The organism is Pseudomonas sp. 05L36 (assembly GCF_056398125.1).
The window spans coordinates 115,437-131,972 of record NZ_JBFTOU010000010.1 but is presented as its reverse complement, the minus strand read 5'-3'; the positions used below and the strand labels follow the sequence as shown (position 1 = coordinate 131,972).

Genomic DNA, 16,536 nt, shown 5'->3' with positions numbered 1-16,536 from the left:
TATGTCAATGGGATATACGCGGTGCCTGACGGAAGGAAAGCACTCGATTCAGAGCTAAAAAGGCCGCTGTCAGTGATGACGAGCGGCCGTTTTTGTTTGAGTCGTAACCCTTACTCGGCTTTTTCTTCCGGTACTTCCAGCGACTCGCGGTAGACATCCAGTGCAGCGCTGAAATCGGCGATGAACTGCGGCTCGCTCAGCCATGCCTGGGCGGCGTCGCGGTCCATGCCGTCGGCCCACATGCGGTAGTCGATCAGCATGTCGGCGGCCAGGTGGGTGGCGGCCATGCCTTCGTCATCGGCGTTTTCCATGTCCAGCAGTTCTGGATGGTCGATGATGATAAAGGCGAGGTTCGTCAGCAGCACCGAGAGCATTTCGCTGCGGTTGACGGCTTCCGCGTCGCGCATTTTGCTGAACATCGCCAGGGTGTATTCCGGGATCGGTTCGGCGAGGTGGCCAAGGTCATCGTCCAGCGCGGCGGGTTTGCGGCCGTGGATATTGATCTGCTTGGCTTTGGCTTTTGCACGCTTGGCGCGTTTCTGTTGCTTGTTCAGGGAGGCCATGGGAACTCAGTTCGGTTTCTGTTGGGTTTGCGCGGCAATGGCGTCGGACGCCGCCACGTAGTCAGCCTGGAAGGCCGGTGATTCGATCCACGCCAGGGCGCTGGCTTCGTCGGTTTCGGTCGACCATTGGCGATATTCGATCAGAGCAGCGAGGATGAAGTCTGTCGCTGTTTCCTCACCTTCCTGCTCCAGTACCAGTGCGATAAGCGGATGTTCCAGAAAGGCCGCGCACATGGCCTGCTGGCTGATCTTTTGTGCGTCGATCATCTCCTTGAACATGTCGGTCAGGTCCACCGATTCGAAGTCGATGCGATCATCGTTCGGGTCCAGTTCCACCGGCGCGGCAGCCCGCTGGGTGCGGTTCTGCTTGGCCTTGGCCTTGGCGCGGGAGGCGCGTTTTTGCTGCTTGTTGGCGGAGGCCATGGGCATCGTTCCGTATTCGTTGAAAGGGCAAAAGGCCTAACTGCGTGGTACTCGCCGCCCGGGGGTATCGGGGGCCAGTTCGCCGTTTTGCAGCCAGGTCAATGCAATGGGCCATAGTGTGGCTTGGTATGCGCTGCGAAAAAAGGCGAAATGTCCGACTTCTTCTTCGCCGATGTCTTCGGGATGGATACGCAGGTGAGAGTTTGTGCTGCCGGTGAAGTAGCCGAGCAGGCGTTCGATGGCCGGGATTGTGCCGTAGGGATCGTCGCTGATGCTGATGGCCAGGGTTTGCGCGGTGACACCGGCAAAGGGCAGCTGCCCGGCGGTTTTGCTGATTGTGCGGGCGCTGGAGCGTTTCTCGAAACGGGCAGTGGAGAAGCTCCAGTCACGGACCACGCCGGCGGGTGTGTCTTCCAGCCAGCCAAGGCGTTTGCCCGGAAAGTAGCCGTAGATCATCGTTACCAATGGCATCAGCACATGCCACTTGCCGAACATGCGCCAGCGATGGGCCGGCGCATAGTCGCGCCAGTAGGCGAATTGCGCACCGACCGTCACCAGACGCCGGATCAGGTGCCCGGACGCCCCCAGCCCCGCTGCACAGCCGCCAAAGCTGTGGCCGACCACATCGATAGGCTGCCTTGGGAACTCACGCTGTGCGCGCTTGAGCATCGCCTCGAAATCCAGCGCTCCCCAATCGGTCCACGAGGCTTGAAGCCCCTTGAGCGATGCCGGCCGCGACTCGCCGATGCCGCGGTAGTCATAGGTGATGACATCGAAGCCGTGGGCGAACAGGTAGTCGGCGAAGCGCGAGTAATGGCGGCAACGGACCGAGGTGGCGGCATTGATGATCACGACCGGACGAGCGGCGTCCTGAGAGGCGTGTCGCCAAGTGAAGCCACCGAGGATGAAACCGTCCGAAGCGGTTTCCTTGAACGGTTTGCCGGGCGTGGTAATCGGCAGCGGCAGCTCGATTTGAGTGGGGGCCGGTGGAGGCGTGTCCTGCAAATTCATCGGCGTCAGTCCTTTGCGGGTAGCTGCCAACGATAGTCTTGATGTCGTTGATGAACAATCCGTTCGCCTCAACGCGGTTGTTGATCGAGCAGTCGTTCTTCAAGTGCCGCCCATTGCCGATCCAGTTCGTTACGCAGTTCCTCTTCACTCGGCAGGACAAGCTTGTACTTGCTGGCGAGCAGTTGCTCGTTGCCTTCCAGCACTGAGCAACGCACCACGGATTCATCCTTTTGCGCGCAGAGAATGATGCCGACAGTGGGACTGTCTTGTGCGCCACGTTTGAGGTCGTCGTACATGCTCAAGTACATGTCCATCTGCCCCAGATCCTGATGGGTCAGTTCACCGCGCTTGATATCGAAGATGACGAAGCACTTGAGCAAGTAGTTGTAGAACACCAGATCGATGCAGAAGTCTTTGCTGCCGATACTGATGCGTTGCTGGCGGGCAATGAATGCGAAGCCCTTTCCCGGTTCCAGCAAGAAGCCCTGCAATTGTTCGATCAGCGCTTGTTCGATCTCGCTTTCCTGAAGCTTGCCGGCATTGGGTAAACCAAGAAACTCCAGTACCACCGGATCACGGATGAAATCCCGAGGGCTGGCCTTCATGTTCTGAATGTGGGTGGCGGCCTCCTGCTTGAGACTGCCGCGATCGCGGCTCGCCAGCAGGCGTTCGTAGTACAGCGTATTGATCTGGCGCTCCAGCGCTCGGCTTGACCAGTTTTGGGTGACTGATTCGTTCATGTACCAGAGGCGCGCGCTGTCGTTGTCGACCCGAAGCAGGCGGCGGTAGTGGGTCCAGCTCAATTCGGAACGCACTGCGTTCCAAATTGGAAAAGTTTGATAAAAATCCCGCATGTAACGCAGATTGCGTTCGTCAAAGCCTTTGCCGAAGTCGGCACTGAGCACTTTCGCCAAAGTGGCCAGTAAGCGTTTGCCATATCTCGCACGCCGAGCCCCTTCCTGCTCGAACTCGACAATATGTCGCCCGATCTGCCAACAGGTTTGTACTTGCACGGTATCGACCGCCCGAAGCGCCTTTTGACGTGCCTGATGGATCAATTTGCCAAGGCTGCCAAGCAGTGATGCGAGATGTGGGTCGTGAGTGTCGTTGGGTGTGAGGGCCGTCATGAAGTCTTCCGCAGCAGGTTGAACAGCGAAAGAGAATGACAAGTGAGCACCCTTCGAAGATGCCGGGAGTTACTGAAACACAGGCAGGAAATGCCGGGTTCGCTGGCAGGACGTGTCGGAGGGCAGGCGAGGGCTGAGGAACAAATGGCGTAGTACGTTTCGTACTCAGGCCAAATCAATCTGAACCCTTCCCTCCGACTGGAAATCCAAAGGATGTAACGATTGGGTTCTGCAGAGCCCGGGAGTCGTCATCATGAAATACCTCCATACACTCCTGTTGCCCCTCACCGCTGTAGGCGTGCTGATGTTTCCAGCGATGTCACCTGCCGCCAGCCTTGAGCCCATCGACAGCTCGGGGGTGCAGGTGCAAAGCCATGAGCAAAACGGCATCGCCTACCTGTCCGGCGGTATCGGCGAGGATGAGTCCAAGGCCATCCAGCAGACCACCGGCTATAACCTGCACATGACGTTCTCTGTCGGGACGGAAAATAAATACATTCCTGACGTGAAGGTAGTTATTCAGAAAGCCCCGGGGCAGACCGTACTGACGCTCAACGACGCCGGTCCGCTGGTTTACGTGAATCTGCCTGCCGGTAAATACACGGTCATTGCGACGCGCAACGGCGAAACACGGCAGGACGTTGTCGATGTTGGCAGTGGTGCAGCCCGTAACCTGGTTTTCCACTGGAATGATGCGAGTTAACGAGAGCTCTAAACCCTGGGTCCTGCGACTCAGGGTTTTTCGTTATTAACACCCGCGTACGCTTGGATGAGTGCAACGCGTAAAGGGTTGGTTTCTACGCTCAGCAGCTTGATGGCCAAGGCGCAGCAGACCACGATCAACATGGGTTTGATCAACCGTGGTCCGACCCGGACAGCGGCCCGTGCACCCAATTGAGCGCCGACGAAGGCTGCCAAAGCCATGGCAATGGCTACCGGCCAGATAATCACACCTTTGGTGATAAAGACCGACAGAGAACCGAGATTGCATGAGGCGTTGGCAAGTTTGGTAAAGCTCATGGCCCGCATCATGCCCAAGCCGCAGAGCAGTACGAATCCGACGATAAAGAAAGAGCCCACACCGGGGCCAAATATACCGTCGTAGAAGCCAAGAATCGGCGCAACGGTAAACGAAAAAAGCAGAATGCCGATTCTCTTGCGTCGATCTTCATTGGCCAGCTTTGGAGAGAGCGCAAAATAGATGGCTACCAGAATCAGCATGATAGGTACGCAAACTTCCAGATAGCGCTTATCAATAGAGCTGACCAGCAAGGCACCACTGGCGCCGCCAGTAAACCCGCAGACAACCAGGAAACGACCTTCGCGCCACTCGATCATCCCTTTGCGAGCAAAGGTTACAGTTGCCGATACAGTTGCCGAAGCGGCCTGGAACTTGTTCGTGGCAATCGCACTGATGGGGTCCATCCCAGCCAGAAAAAGTGCAGGCAATGTTATCAGCCCGCCCCCACCTGCAATGGCATCAAAAAAACCGGCGCAGAACGCGACGAGCGCCAATAGGCTAATTACATCCCAAGACATCCCAATCCCTCTTTTACAATTATTGGCCGGTCATCTACTTGACTGGTCATTCAATAGTCTGAAGCTGTGACAGACCTCAGCCCTGAAGTCGCAACGGGTCGTCTGTGATAACAATGGGGGAAGAAAACTTCGATAGTCCGAAAATGCGGACCAGAACACGTCTGTTGTCTTTGATCAGATCACGACAATGCAGTGCTCGAACGTTATTGATGACCATTGCCGACTCTTGCGTCAGCGTGTACTCGACTGGAGCTGCTTCGCCTACGCTCCGGCAAAGAGCGGCGTAGGCCGTTTTGACAAAGCGAGGGGCGTTATCGCTGACCGAAAATCGGTATGAGTTGAAACGGGCCGCGAATCCGACCTTGTCATCGAACTCCAGTATCGAAACATTGCGCCCGTCCCCTCCCTTGCCACTGACGAAGGAGTCACTGCGGGTGAACTGAAAATTCCCTGTAGTCAGGGCGAGGCAGTTGGTTACACCGATTTTTTCCAGCACGGGTGGCAGCGGAATTACCGAAGTCGGTTCCAGGCTCGAGTTCCAAAGGGCGGAGAGTATGAGCGACGACGGCGATGGGGAGTGCCCGTCTTTCGCGTTTATCGCGCACCAGTAAGGCGCCTCGGTGTGTGGGCCGAGCGCCAGGCCTGAGTGGGAACTCAGTTCTTTGATGTCCGGCTCGGCAGGGATTTTGGTCAGTCCGCCGCCCTTGAAGTTGGCCACCAATCGAACCAGTTTTCCTTCATTGTCCATGTCGTAGGCAAAGGCACTGTTATCCACCAGTTTCAACAAGATCTGATTACGGGCGGCCAGGCAAAGAACGTCGTATCGGTTTTCCAGGGATGTCAGGTCGGGCAGTTCATTGGGAGGGCTGACATCGGTGATTTTTTGCAGCCCTTCAAAGATCAATACGGAAACAAGGCCATCGGAGTAGGCACCCAGCAGTTCGCATTGGTCTTTCGAAAACGAGAACTTCAATTCAATGGCTGCCAAAGCGGCTTTGGACTTGGCTCCTGGTGCCTGCGGCCCGCCGATGGCGGCCAGCTCTTCGGCGAACATGTGCAGCAATGCTGACTGCTGGATATCAAAGCTGAACGTTCTGATTTCTTGTTCGGTAAAAAACTCAGCGGTTTCGACGTCTGGTTGAATAGCCTCAGTCATTGTCTTCCCTGTTGTGTATCTGCTCCCGCCTGTGCGGCAGCTTATCCTCCAATTCTGCACGAGCCGATGATCAGCGTATGTCATCCAATTCCGTTAAAGCATACGGAACGTTCCGACAAACCAAGAGACTGCCAGGAAGGGCCGATTTCCAATGTCTGAAGCTTTTGGGGGCTCAGCCCCGGCAACCATTACGGGCACTTGCTGGCGTGGCGAGAGGAGGTGGGAATTGTCGCTTCGATGGTGACTGGAGCAGTGCTTCGTCAAATCGCACGCATAAAAAAACCCTGAATCTTGCGATTCAGGGTTTTCGGTATTTGGTGCCCAGAGACGGAATCGAACCGCCGACACGGGGATTTTCAATCCCCTGCTCTACCGACTGAGCTATCTGGGCAACGGGGCGCATTAAACGGGTTTTTCAGGGGGTCGTCAAGCAAGTTTTCAAAAAAAATTTAATTATTACCGTCGCTTACGTTCCGACCCCCGATAAATCGGGGTTATTCCGACGGCGGCACGTAGCCTTCGGCCTTGGCGTATTCCTCGCCGGAGAAGTACTTGTCCATTTCGCCCTGCAGATATTTACGATCTTCGGCGTTCATCATGTTCAGGCGTTTTTCGTTGATCAGCAGGGTCTGGTGCTTCTGCCAGTCGGCCCAGGCCTTTTGCGAGACGTGGTCAAAAATGTCCTGGCCTTTGGCGCCCGGGAAGGGAGCGCGCTCCAGGCCTGGCAATTCTTCTTTGTACTTGCGGCACATGATGGTGCGGGTCATGACGACTCTCCTGCGTTCAATACGGCGGCCGCGCGTTCGAGCAAGGTTTTGACCGGGGCGGCAAGGCCCAGGCGCGGCGGGGTGGCGAGGTTATACCAGAGCCAGTCAGCCTCGGCCACGTGATGGCCGGACTCCTGGACCTGAACCAGCCAGGGTTCGATGGATAACTGAAAATGGCTGAAGGTGTGCACCAGGCTCGGCAATGCCTGTTGGGTGCCCAGTTCCAGCGAGTGCTGCGATGCCAGATGCGGCAGGTCATCGAGGTCGTCGAGTTCCGGCAGGCTCCACAAACCGCCCCACAGGCCCGTGGACGGGCGACGGTAAAGCAGGATTGCGCCCTCGCTGTTGGCGAGCATCGGCATCAATGTGCGTTTCTGCGGGATGGCTTTGCGCGGCTTGGGGATCGGGTAGCGGGTTTCCATGCCGAGCATGTGCGCCTCACAGCCCTTTTCCAGCGGGCACAGCAGGCAGCTCGGTTTGCTGCGGGTGCAGAGCGTGGCGCCCAGGTCCATCATCGCCTGGGTGTAGGCGTTGACGCGGGTCTGCGGCGTAAAGCGCTCAGCGTTGGCCCAGAGCTGTTTGGCGACCTTCGGCTCGCCGGGATAGCCCTCTTGTGCGGTAAATCGCGCCAGCACCCGTTTGACGTTGCCATCGAGGATCGGCGCGCGCAGGCCCATGCTGATGCTGGCAATGGCGCCAGCGGTGGACAGGCCGATCCCCGGCAGATCCGTGAGTTTTTCCACATCCCGGGGAAATTCGCCGCCGAACTGCTCGACGACGATCTTCGCGGTCTTCTGCAAATTGCGCGCGCGGGTGTAGTAACCCAGGCCCGTCCACAGGTGCAGCACTTCGTCTTCCGGTGCCGCCGCCAGGGCTTCGACCGTTGGCAACGAGGCCATGAAACGGTCGAAGTAGTTCAGCACGGTGCTGACCTGGGTCTGCTGCAACATGATTTCCGAGACCCATACCCGATACGGGTTGATGTCCTGCTGCCAGGGCAAATCGTGACGGCCGTGGCGGTCGAACCAGTCCAGCACCGCCGTTGAAAACTGCTCGGCTCTCATCGCTTGAACAGCTCCTTGAGCGCGTCTTTGAGTTTCGGGTCGACCTTGTCGCCCCATTTCTCGTCGATTTTTTCGCTGATCCTGTCGCCTGCCAGTTTGCCCGCGACCTGGCTCATGCGGTCGTTATCCAGGCGACAAGCCTTGGCGCCCAGCTCCAGCGGGCCGCGGCAGCGCAGTGGCCACTCGATGCCGACAAACTTGTCGCCGACCTGACAGGCCGGGTCCGGCATGGCGCTGGTATCGCCTTCGACGATGATGCCGACGCGGTAGTCCATGCCCAGCACTCGCAGATCGATGTCACCGTCACCGTTGACGGTCATGCCCGGGATGCGCACTTTCAGGTCGGGGTTGCTGGCCACGCCGTTACGCAAGGTCAGGTTGCCCTTGAGCTCCTGGAACGGTGTGTCCTTGCCCCGCGGCTCGCCGCTGAGGGTTTTGCGGTTGAGCGTGGCAATGCCTTTGCACAGCTGTTGCTCAAGGTTGGCGTTGAGCAGCACGCCATTGTTGATGACGAAACTGGCGTTGCCGTTGAGGGTTTCGATCAACGCTTTCTGGCTGTTGCCGCTGCCGGTCAGGCTGCTGTTGAGCGTGACCAGGCCTTTGACCGGCGGGTTCTTGCCCTGGCTTTCGAGGATTTTTTCTGCCGGTACCCGGCTGATTTTCGTCTGCAGGTTCAGCGCCGGCACTGGCTGGCGTACATCGAGCGTGCCGGTGGTTTCGAAGTTGCCCTCGTACAGGTCGCCGCGCAGGTTGGCCAGTGTCAGCAGGCCGCCCTGGCCGGTGGCCTTGAGCGCAGCGTTATTGATCGGCAGTTTTTGCAGGGTCAACTGGCCGAAGGTCAGGTCGGCGTCCACATCGAGCTTGCTCAAGCGTTCCACGGGCAACAGGCGTTCGTTGCTCCACGCGTCCTTGGTCGGCGCGGGTGGCAATGGAGTGCTGCCGGCGCCGGCCATGGCATTGGCTTCGGTGCTGGCGACTTCGGCCTGACGCACTTGTGTCGCGCTATTGGCCTCGGCGGATTTCGGTGGCAGGTAACGGTCGACGTTGAAGGTGTCGGCCTTGAGTGCTGCGCGCAACGATTGCTTGGCGAAGTCTTCGACGGCGATACGGCCGCTGAAGGTGCTGTCGTCGACTTTCAGGTTGAGGTCGTCGAGCGCCAGGCTGGTCGGTGTCGCTGCCAATCGGCTGACCAGCTCGACTTTGCTCAGGCTGCCTTCGGCCATGGCCGGGAGCTTCTGGCCGACGCTGTCGACGAATTTCGCCAGGTCGAACTGGGCAATCGAGATGCCGCCGCTGACTTGTGGGGTCTTGTCGAGGTCGTTGACCTTCAGTTCACCCAGTGCCCGCAGTTGGTTGGCGGAGATCTTGATACCCGTCCATTCGGCAACGTTGGCGGCCTTGTCCAGCACCAGCTGGCCCTGGGCGGAGAACGTCATGGTCTTGCCCTGCAATGGGTCGCCGGTCACTTCACCGGACAACTTCATGTCTTCGAGTTGATAGCGCTGCAGTGCGCGTGCGATGCGCACCTCACCATTGAGCTCGGTACGCACACGCAATGCCGGCTGGTTGGCTGACAGGAAAGCCGTGAGCTTGAGCGGAATGTTGACGGAGTCGTGAACCGCACCGGTGCTCAACTGAATGCTTTCGGCGCTGAAACTCTTGCCGGTTCGTTCGTCGGTGTATTCAACCCGTGCGTTGTTCACGGTCAGGCTGTCGATGTCCAGGCGAATCGGTTGCGGCGGTTTTTCCGCCGCGACGCTGGCTTCGGGCGCAGGTTCGCCAGCGGCCGGCGGGGTGCTGGTCGCGTCGGTATTGGCCGGTGCCGGCAGCTTGCCGACGTCTTGCCAATTGCCGTGACCGTCCTTGTCGCGGTTCAGGCGCAGGTTCAGGCCCTCGACGCGCACGTCGCTCATCTGCACTTCACGGCGCAGCAGCGGCAGTACGCGTACCGACAGGCCGAGCATCTGCAAGTCGGCAAACGGCTCGGCAGGCTTGATCAGGGTCGCCACACTGGCGTCGTGCAGCTCCAGGCCCAGCCACGGGAACAGGCTCCAGCCGATATCGCCATTGAGCGTCAGCTCGATGTGGGCCTTGTCGCGGGCAATCTGGCGAATCTCGTCTTTGTAGTCGTTGGGATCGAAGAGGTGGGTCAGGGCAAAGCCCAGCGCCACAATGATCAGCAACAGCCCCAGAAGTACCAGACCCAGGATTTTGCCGAACGCTTTCATGGGCGAGTCCTTGTAATTAGTCGAATTCAAAATTTAGCCGAGGAGTATAGCGCCCCCGAACAGACGACCGGTCAGTGATCACGCCGGCAATACATCCAGCGGCAGTTTCAGCTTGGCGGCCAGTGCCTGTGCCTCCAGATGCCCGGCAGGCGCGAGCAAGCGCAGGGTCATGCCCGATTGCGCGGCCATTTTCTGGGCTTCGGCGACCAGTCGCTCGGCAACACCACGGCGACGGGTAATTTTTCGCACACATATTTGGGACAAGTGCCAGGCGTCTTGGTGCCTTTGCAGGCGGGCCGCGCCCAGCAGGCGATCGTTGAAGCGTCCGGCGATCAGTGTGCCGTCGCGCAAACAGTCTTCGATCAACTGCGCGGCCCCTGAAAAAGGGGCGAACATCCAGTCCGGGGCGTCGCAGTAGATCTTCTGCAGATCCTGCCGATCCTGGGCAGTGGCTTGGTTCAGCGGCTCGACAATGATCGGCATGGTGATTCCTGTGAGGTCATGAAACGATGGAGATCAGATGACGTACAAAAGGTGATGTCAGTTTGGATTTTCTGTCACTTGCAGATGGTAACCTTTGCCCGTTCGTCCGTCCTTCTGCGACCTGTTGTCGCACAACAAGGTGCTCCACCAAAAAAAACGGTCATGCTTGCGTGCATCAAGGCCGGGAGTGAACCGTGGCTGGCGAACCCTACTGATAATTGGGGATACACAATGACCACGAGCATCACGGCGGACGGCTTCAGCGCCGACCAGCCTGCGTTCCTGTCCAAGGAACGGATCATCGCCAAGCCCGGTTTCAACCGTTGGCTGGTGCCACCGGCCGCGTTGGCCATCCACCTTTGCATCGGCATGGCCTACGGCTTTTCGGTGTTCTGGTTGCCGCTGTCCAAGGCGCTGGGCATCACCGCTCCAGTGGCCTGCGCACCGGACATGAGTTTTATCGCACAAGTCTTTTCGTCCCAGTGTGACTGGCCGATCTCGATGCTCGGCTGGATCTACACCCTGTTCTTCATCTTCCTGGGATGCTCGGCCGCCATCTGGGGTGGCTGGCTGGAACACGCCGGACCGCGCAAGGCCGGTGTCGTATCGGCACTGTGCTGGTGTGGCGGCCTGCTGATTTCGGCGCTAGGGGTGTACACCCACCAGATCTGGCTGATGTGGATCGGCTCCGGGGTCATTGGCGGTATCGGCCTTGGCCTGGGCTACATTTCGCCGGTGTCGACCCTGATCAAATGGTTCCCGGACAAGCGCGGCATGGCGACCGGCATGGCGATCATGGGCTTCGGCGGCGGCGCAATGGTCGGTGCTCCACTGGCGGCGGCGTTGATGGGGCATTTCGCTTCGCCAACCAGCGTCGGCGTGTGGCAGAGCTTCCTGGTGATGGCCGCGATCTACTTCGTGTTCATGATCGGTGGCGCATTGTCCTACCGCGTCCCACCAACCGGCTGGAAGCCTGAAGGCTGGACTGCCCCGGCGAAAAAAGCCTCGAACGCAATGATCACTCATCGTCATGTTCACGTGAATGTGGCCTGGAAGACGCCGCAGTTCCGTCTGGTGTGGTTGGTGCTGTGCCTGAACGTATCGGCCGGTATCGGCATCCTCGGCATGGCATCGCCGCTGTTGCAGGAAGTGTTCGGTGGCAAGTTGCTGGGCCATGACCTGGCATTCGGTCAACTCGATGCTTCACAACTGGCTTCGATTGCCGCCATTGCTGCCGGTTTCACCGGTTTGCTGAGTCTGTTCAACATCGGCGGGCGTTTCTTCTGGGCTTCGTTCTCGGATTACCTGGGCCGCAAAAACACCTACTTCGTGTTCTTTGCCCTGGGTTTTGCCCTGTACGCACTGATTCCGAACCTCGGCCACCTGGGCAACGTCGCGCTGTTCGTGGCGGCGTTCTGCATCATCCTGTCGATGTATGGCGGTGGTTTCGCGACGGTTCCGGCGTATCTGGCGGACCTGTTCGGTACGCAAATGGTCGGTGCGATCCACGGTCGCCTGTTGACCGCATGGGCGGCGGCGGGCGTGTTGGGTCCGGTGCTGGTGAACTACCTGCGTGAGTATCAGCTGAGCATCGGCGTCGAGCGCGCCGCCGCTTACGACATCACCCTGTACATCCTCGCCGGCCTGCTGGTGCTGGGTTTCCTGTGCAACCTGCTGGTGCGTCCGGTGGCGGACAAGTACTTCATGACCGACGCCGAACTGGCCGCCGAACAGGCGCTGGGCCATGACAAAGGTGCCGACAGCAGCACCGTGCTGGAGTGGAAAGCCGCGCCGGGCACCAAGCCGCTGGCGGTTGCGGCGTGGCTGGTGGTGGGCATTCCGTTGGCGTGGGGTGTGTGGGTGACTCTGCAAAAAACGGCGGTGTTGTTCCATTAAATAGACGCTTTGTGCCTGGCCTGTGTTGTGTCAGGCACATTGGTTTTATGCCCGAAAAGATCGCAGCCTTCGGCAGCTCCTACGGTCAGCGTTCACATCACATTGTGTGGACGCGGTCGGCGTAGGAGCTGCCGAAGGCTGCGATCTTTTGCTTGTGCGGACATGTACATCCTGACGACGCGGCGTTCACTCCGTCAGGGATATCACCTCGCGTGTTTCTGTTTGGCGCCCGCGCCCCTATAATGGCTGCCTTTTTCGCCCAATGATTTTGCGGAGCTGGTGATGGCCGAACGTAAGGCGTCTGTCGAGCGCGACACTCTGGAAACCCAGATCAAAGCCTCGATCAACCTCGATGGCACCGGAAAGGCCCGATTCGATATCGGTGTTCCTTTTCTTGAGCACATGCTGGACCAGATCGCCCGTCACGGGCTGATCGACCTGGATATTGTCAGCAAGGGCGACCTGCATATCGATGACCACCATACGGTGGAAGACGTCGGTATCACCCTCGGCCAGGCGTTTGCCAAAGCCATCGGCGACAAAAAAGGCATCCGTCGCTACGGCCACGCCTACGTGCCGCTCGATGAAGCGCTGTCGCGCGTGGTGATCGACTTCTCCGGCCGTCCAGGCCTGCAGATGCATGTTCCGTACACCCGCGCCACCGTCGGTGGCTTCGACGTTGACCTGTTCCAGGAATTCTTCCAGGGCTTCGTCAACCATGCTTTGGTCAGCCTGCACATCGACAACCTGCGTGGCACCAACACCCACCACCAGATCGAAACCGTGTTCAAGGCTTTCGGCCGCGCCCTGCGCATGGCCGTCGAGCTCGATGACCGCATGGCCGGGCAAATGCCATCGACCAAGGGCGTCCTGTAATGCAGACAGTCGCGGTTATCGATTACGGCATGGGCAACCTGCACTCGGTGGCCAAGGCCCTCGAGCACGTCGGTGCCGGCAAGGTGCTGATCACCAGCGATGCGAACGTGATTCGCGAAGCCGACCGGGTGGTTTTCCCCGGCGTTGGCGCGATTCGCGACTGCATGGCGGAGATCCGTCGCCTCGGCTTCGATTCGCTGGTACGTGAAGTCAGCCAGGACCGTCCGTTCCTCGGCATCTGCGTGGGCATGCAAGCCTTGCTCGACACCAGCGAAGAGAACGACGGCGTCGACTGCATCGGCCTGTTTCCGGGGGCGGTGAAGTTCTTCGGCAAAGACCTGCATGAAGACGGCGAACACCTGAAAGTCCCGCACATGGGCTGGAACGAAGTGAAGCAGAAGGTCAGTCACCCGCTGTGGCACGACATTCCGGACCTGGCGCGGTTCTACTTCGTGCATAGCTACTACATCGCTGCCGCCAACGCGCGGCAGGTGGTGGGGGGCGGTCACTACGGTGTCGATTTCGCCGCGGCGCTGGCCGAAGGCTCGCGTTTCGCCGTGCAGTTCCACCCGGAGAAAAGCCATACCCATGGCCTGCAATTGCTGCAGAACTTCGCTGCGTGGGACGGTCGCTGGTAAATGGCAATCAAGAAAAAGCCGCCGATTCTAACCCTCACTCCCGAGCAGGAGAGCGAGGCCAATCGCAAGATCAAGCGTTTCATGGAAGACCGCTTCGAACTCGACCTCGGCTCGTTCGAGGCAGCGGAGATTCTTGAGCTGTTTACCCGTGAAATTGCTCCGCACTATTACAACAGGGCGATTTTCGATGTGCAGGCGCACCTCAAAGAGAGGTTCGAAAGCATCGAAAGCGACCTGTGGGCGCTCGAGAAAAACTGATTTCCGAGCCAAGCTGAACATTCAAATTTGAAGGTTTGCCAGATGCTGATTATTCCCGCTATCGATCTTAAAGACGGTGCCTGTGTTCGTCTGCGCCAGGGCCGCATGGAAGATTCCACGGTGTTCTCCGATGACCCGGTGAGCATGGCTGCCAAGTGGGTGGAGGGCGGTTGCCGCCGTCTGCATCTGGTCGACCTGAACGGCGCGTTCGAAGGCCAGCCGGTCAACGGCGAAGTGGTGACGGCCATTGCCAGGCGCTACCCGAACCTGCCGATCCAGATCGGCGGCGGTATCCGTTCCCTGGAAACCATCGAACACTACGTGAAAGCCGGCGTGAGCTACGTGATCATCGGCACCAAGGCCGTGAAAGATCCGGCCTTCGTTGCAGAAGCCTGCCGCGCGTTCCCGGGCAAGGTGATCGTCGGCCTGGACGCCAAGGACGGTTTCGTTGCTACCGACGGTTGGGCTGAAATCAGCACCATCCAGGTGATCGACCTGGCCAAGCAGTTCGAAGCCGACGGCGTGTCCGCCATCGTTTATACCGACATTGCCAAAGACGGCATGATGCAGGGCTGCAACGTACCGTTTACCGCCGCACTGGCTGCCGCAACAAAGATCCCGGTGATCGCTTCCGGCGGCATCCACAACCTGGGTGACATCAAGACCCTGCTCGACGCCAAAGCGCCAGGCATCATCGGCGCCATTACCGGCCGTGCGATCTACGAAGGCACCCTCGATGTCGCCGAAGCGCAAGCTTTCTGCGATTCGTACAAAGGCTGAGGAAACGACCATGGCCCTGGCCAAACGCATTATCCCTTGCCTGGACGTGGACAACGGCCGGGTGGTCAAGGGTGTGAAGTTCGAAAACATCCGCGACGCCGGTGACCCGGTGGAAATTGCTCGTCGCTACGACGAGCAGGGCGCCGACGAGATTACCTTTCTCGACATCACCGCCAGCGTCGACGGCCGCGACACCACGCTGCACACCGTCGAACGCATGGCCAGCCAGGTGTTCATCCCACTGACCGTGGGCGGTGGCGTGCGTACCGTGCAGGACATCCGCAACCTGCTCAATGCTGGCGCAGACAAGGTTTCGATCAACACCGCCGCGGTATTCAACCCGGAATTCGTTGGCGAAGCCGCACAGCATTTCGGTTCGCAATGCATAGTGGTAGCCATCGATGCGAAGAAGGTTTCCGCTCCGGGCGAAACTCCGCGCTGGGAAATCTTCACCCATGGCGGTCGCAAGCCAACCGGTCTCGACGCCGTTGAGTGGGCGAAGAAAATGGAAGGCCTGGGTGCCGGTGAGATCCTGCTGACCAGCATGGACCAGGACGGCATGAAAAACGGCTTCGACTTGGGCGTCACCCGCGCCATCAGCGATGCGCTGGGCATTCCGGTGATTGCCTCCGGCGGTGTCGGCAACCTGCAGCACCTGGCCGACGGCATTATCGAAGGCCACGCCAGTGCGGTACTGGCGGCAAGTATTTTCCACTTCGGCGAATACACCGTGCAGGAAGCCAAGGCCTATATGGCCCATCGCGGAATAGTGATGCGCTAAACATACAGGCTAGTGGACATCATGGCGGGCCCAAGGCACTCTTGGGTACGCCATGGATTTCGGTAGCCAGACATGCTTAAACGCTTTCTACTCGTTCTCGCCAGCGCTTCTCTGTTGCTCATTAACGGGGCACATGCTGCAGACCATTCCGATACCGACCTAGTGTTGCTGACGGAAAACTTCCCGCCATACAACATGGCGAAGAACGGCAAGAACTTCGCTCAGGACGAGAACATCAATGGCATCGCCACCGATATCGTCCGCGAGATCTTCAAGCGCGCCGACATTACCTACAGCCTGACGCTGCGTTTCCCTTGGGAACGAATCTACAAACTCACCCTGGAAAAACCCGGTTACGGCGTATTCGTCATGGCGCGGTTGCCGGATCGCGAGAAGCTGTTCAAATGGGTCGGCCCAATTGGTCCGGACGACTGGATCATGTTGGCCAAGGCTGACAGCACGATCACCCTCGAAACCTTGAGTGACGCGCGCAAGTACAAGATCGGCGCCTACAAGGGCGACGCCATTGCCGAGACGCTGGCCAAGCAAGGCCTCAACCCGATCGTTGTGCTGCGTGATCAGGACAACGCGAAAAAACTGGTCAACGGCCAGATCGACCTGTGGGCCACCGGTGACCCGGCCGGACGCTATCTGGCGCGCCAGGAAGGGGTTAACGGGTTGAAAACCGTACTGCGTTTCAACAGTGCCGAGCTGTACCTGGCGCTGAACAAGAATGTGCCGGACGAGACGGTAGCCAAGCTCCAGGCGGCGCTGGACCAGATGCGCAAGGAAGGTCGGGTGGATGAGATCATGGCGCAGTATCTCTAACGCCCGACACCCTCTTCAGCCATGTGCATAACACTGTGGGAGCGAGCTTGCTCGCGATAGCGATCTGTCCTTCACCAATGATGTCGACTGACACGACGCCATCGCGAGCAAGCTCGCT

Annotated in this window: 18 protein-coding genes and 1 tRNA gene; 8 read left to right on the top strand and 11 right to left on the bottom strand. The window is 59.0% G+C overall.

Annotated elements, in window-relative coordinates:
• Positions 1-110: 110 nt before the first annotated feature.
• From AC1DKH_RS13910 to AC1DKH_RS13895, 4 genes are all read right to left on the bottom strand, one after another.
• Positions 111-563, bottom strand: coding sequence for a hypothetical protein (locus AC1DKH_RS13910; RefSeq protein ID WP_477752656.1), 453 nt, complete (start codon positions 561-563; stop codon positions 111-113).
• A 6-nt stretch (positions 564-569) separates the two neighbouring features.
• Positions 570-986, bottom strand: coding sequence for a hypothetical protein (locus AC1DKH_RS13905; RefSeq protein ID WP_477752655.1), 417 nt, complete (start codon positions 984-986; stop codon positions 570-572).
• 36 nt (positions 987-1,022) lie between these two features.
• Positions 1,023-1,997: an alpha/beta hydrolase family protein gene (locus AC1DKH_RS13900; protein ID WP_477798437.1), complete on the bottom strand. Its 975-nt coding sequence runs from the start codon at positions 1,995-1,997 to the stop codon at positions 1,023-1,025.
• Between the two features lie 68 nt (positions 1,998-2,065).
• Positions 2,066-3,124, bottom strand: a complete 1,059-nt coding sequence (locus AC1DKH_RS13895; RefSeq protein ID WP_477798436.1) for a PDDEXK nuclease domain-containing protein — start codon at positions 3,122-3,124, stop codon at positions 2,066-2,068.
• A gap of 253 nt (positions 3,125-3,377) precedes the next feature.
• On the opposite strand from AC1DKH_RS13895, the gene AC1DKH_RS13890 reads away from it, so the two are divergent.
• Positions 3,378-3,827 carry a carboxypeptidase regulatory-like domain-containing protein gene (locus tag AC1DKH_RS13890; protein ID WP_477752652.1) on the top strand — a complete coding sequence of 150 codons (450 nt, stop codon included), beginning with the start codon at positions 3,378-3,380 and terminating at the stop codon, positions 3,825-3,827.
• A gap of 29 nt (positions 3,828-3,856) precedes the next feature.
• On the opposite strand, the gene AC1DKH_RS13885 is transcribed toward AC1DKH_RS13890, so the two are convergent.
• The 7 genes from AC1DKH_RS13885 to panM all read right to left on the bottom strand — a co-directional run bounded on the left by AC1DKH_RS13885 (position 3,857) and on the right by panM (position 10,361).
• Positions 3,857-4,663 (bottom strand): TSUP family transporter, encoded by an 807-nt coding sequence (locus tag AC1DKH_RS13885; RefSeq protein ID WP_477798435.1) that lies wholly within the window; start codon positions 4,661-4,663, stop codon positions 3,857-3,859.
• A gap of 76 nt (positions 4,664-4,739) precedes the next feature.
• Positions 4,740-5,819: a hypothetical protein gene (locus AC1DKH_RS13880; protein WP_477798434.1), complete on the bottom strand. Its 1,080-nt coding sequence runs from the start codon at positions 5,817-5,819 to the stop codon at positions 4,740-4,742.
• 315 nt (positions 5,820-6,134) lie between these two features.
• Positions 6,135-6,210: transfer RNA gene (locus AC1DKH_RS13875), tRNA-Phe, on the bottom strand.
• Positions 6,211-6,313: 103 nt separating this feature from the next.
• Positions 6,314-6,586 carry an oxidative damage protection protein gene (locus tag AC1DKH_RS13870; RefSeq protein WP_477752649.1) on the bottom strand — a complete coding sequence of 91 codons (273 nt, stop codon included), beginning with the start codon at positions 6,584-6,586 and terminating at the stop codon, positions 6,314-6,316.
• Complete coding sequence (mutY, locus tag AC1DKH_RS13865) at positions 6,583-7,650, bottom strand: A/G-specific adenine glycosylase (protein ID WP_477798433.1); 1,068 nt, start codon at positions 7,648-7,650, stop codon at positions 6,583-6,585. Before mutY ends, AC1DKH_RS13870 begins: the two co-directional genes overlap by 4 nt.
• On the bottom strand, positions 7,647-9,878 hold the full coding sequence (locus tag AC1DKH_RS13860; RefSeq protein ID WP_477798432.1) for an AsmA family protein: 2,232 nt from the start codon (positions 9,876-9,878) through the stop codon (positions 7,647-7,649). The genes mutY and AC1DKH_RS13860 overlap by 4 nt, the downstream gene beginning before the upstream one ends.
• A 78-nt stretch (positions 9,879-9,956) precedes the next feature.
• Positions 9,957-10,361 carry an aspartate 1-decarboxylase autocleavage activator PanM gene (panM, locus tag AC1DKH_RS13855; protein ID WP_477798431.1) on the bottom strand — a complete coding sequence of 135 codons (405 nt, stop codon included), beginning with the start codon at positions 10,359-10,361 and terminating at the stop codon, positions 9,957-9,959.
• A 231-nt stretch (positions 10,362-10,592) separates the two neighbouring features.
• On the opposite strand from panM, the gene AC1DKH_RS13850 reads away from it, so the two are divergent.
• The 7 genes from AC1DKH_RS13850 to AC1DKH_RS13820 all read left to right on the top strand — a co-directional run bounded on the left by AC1DKH_RS13850 (position 10,593) and on the right by AC1DKH_RS13820 (position 16,418).
• Entirely contained in the window at positions 10,593-12,257 is a 1,665-nt protein-coding gene (locus tag AC1DKH_RS13850; RefSeq protein WP_477798430.1) for an OFA family MFS transporter, read from the top strand.
• A 282-nt stretch (positions 12,258-12,539) separates the two neighbouring features.
• Complete coding sequence (gene hisB, locus AC1DKH_RS13845) at positions 12,540-13,133, top strand: imidazoleglycerol-phosphate dehydratase HisB (RefSeq protein ID WP_003218037.1); 594 nt, start codon at positions 12,540-12,542, stop codon at positions 13,131-13,133.
• Positions 13,133-13,771: an imidazole glycerol phosphate synthase subunit HisH gene (gene hisH, locus AC1DKH_RS13840; protein ID WP_057712412.1), complete on the top strand. Its 639-nt coding sequence runs from the start codon at positions 13,133-13,135 to the stop codon at positions 13,769-13,771. Before hisB ends, hisH begins: the two co-directional genes overlap by 1 nt.
• Positions 13,772-14,029 (top strand): DUF2164 domain-containing protein, encoded by a 258-nt coding sequence (locus AC1DKH_RS13835; RefSeq protein ID WP_093227621.1) that lies wholly within the window; start codon positions 13,772-13,774, stop codon positions 14,027-14,029. It abuts the gene before it with no gap.
• Positions 14,030-14,071: 42 nt separating this feature from the next.
• Positions 14,072-14,809: a 1-(5-phosphoribosyl)-5-[(5-phosphoribosylamino)methylideneamino]imidazole-4-carboxamide isomerase gene (gene hisA, locus AC1DKH_RS13830; protein WP_020795736.1), complete on the top strand. Its 738-nt coding sequence runs from the start codon at positions 14,072-14,074 to the stop codon at positions 14,807-14,809.
• Between the two features lie 10 nt (positions 14,810-14,819).
• Complete coding sequence (hisF, locus tag AC1DKH_RS13825) at positions 14,820-15,590, top strand: imidazole glycerol phosphate synthase subunit HisF (protein ID WP_110659523.1); 771 nt, start codon at positions 14,820-14,822, stop codon at positions 15,588-15,590.
• A gap of 72 nt (positions 15,591-15,662) precedes the next feature.
• Entirely contained in the window at positions 15,663-16,418 is a 756-nt protein-coding gene (locus tag AC1DKH_RS13820) for a substrate-binding periplasmic protein (RefSeq protein WP_477798429.1), read from the top strand.
• Positions 16,419-16,536: the final 118 nt, after the last annotated feature.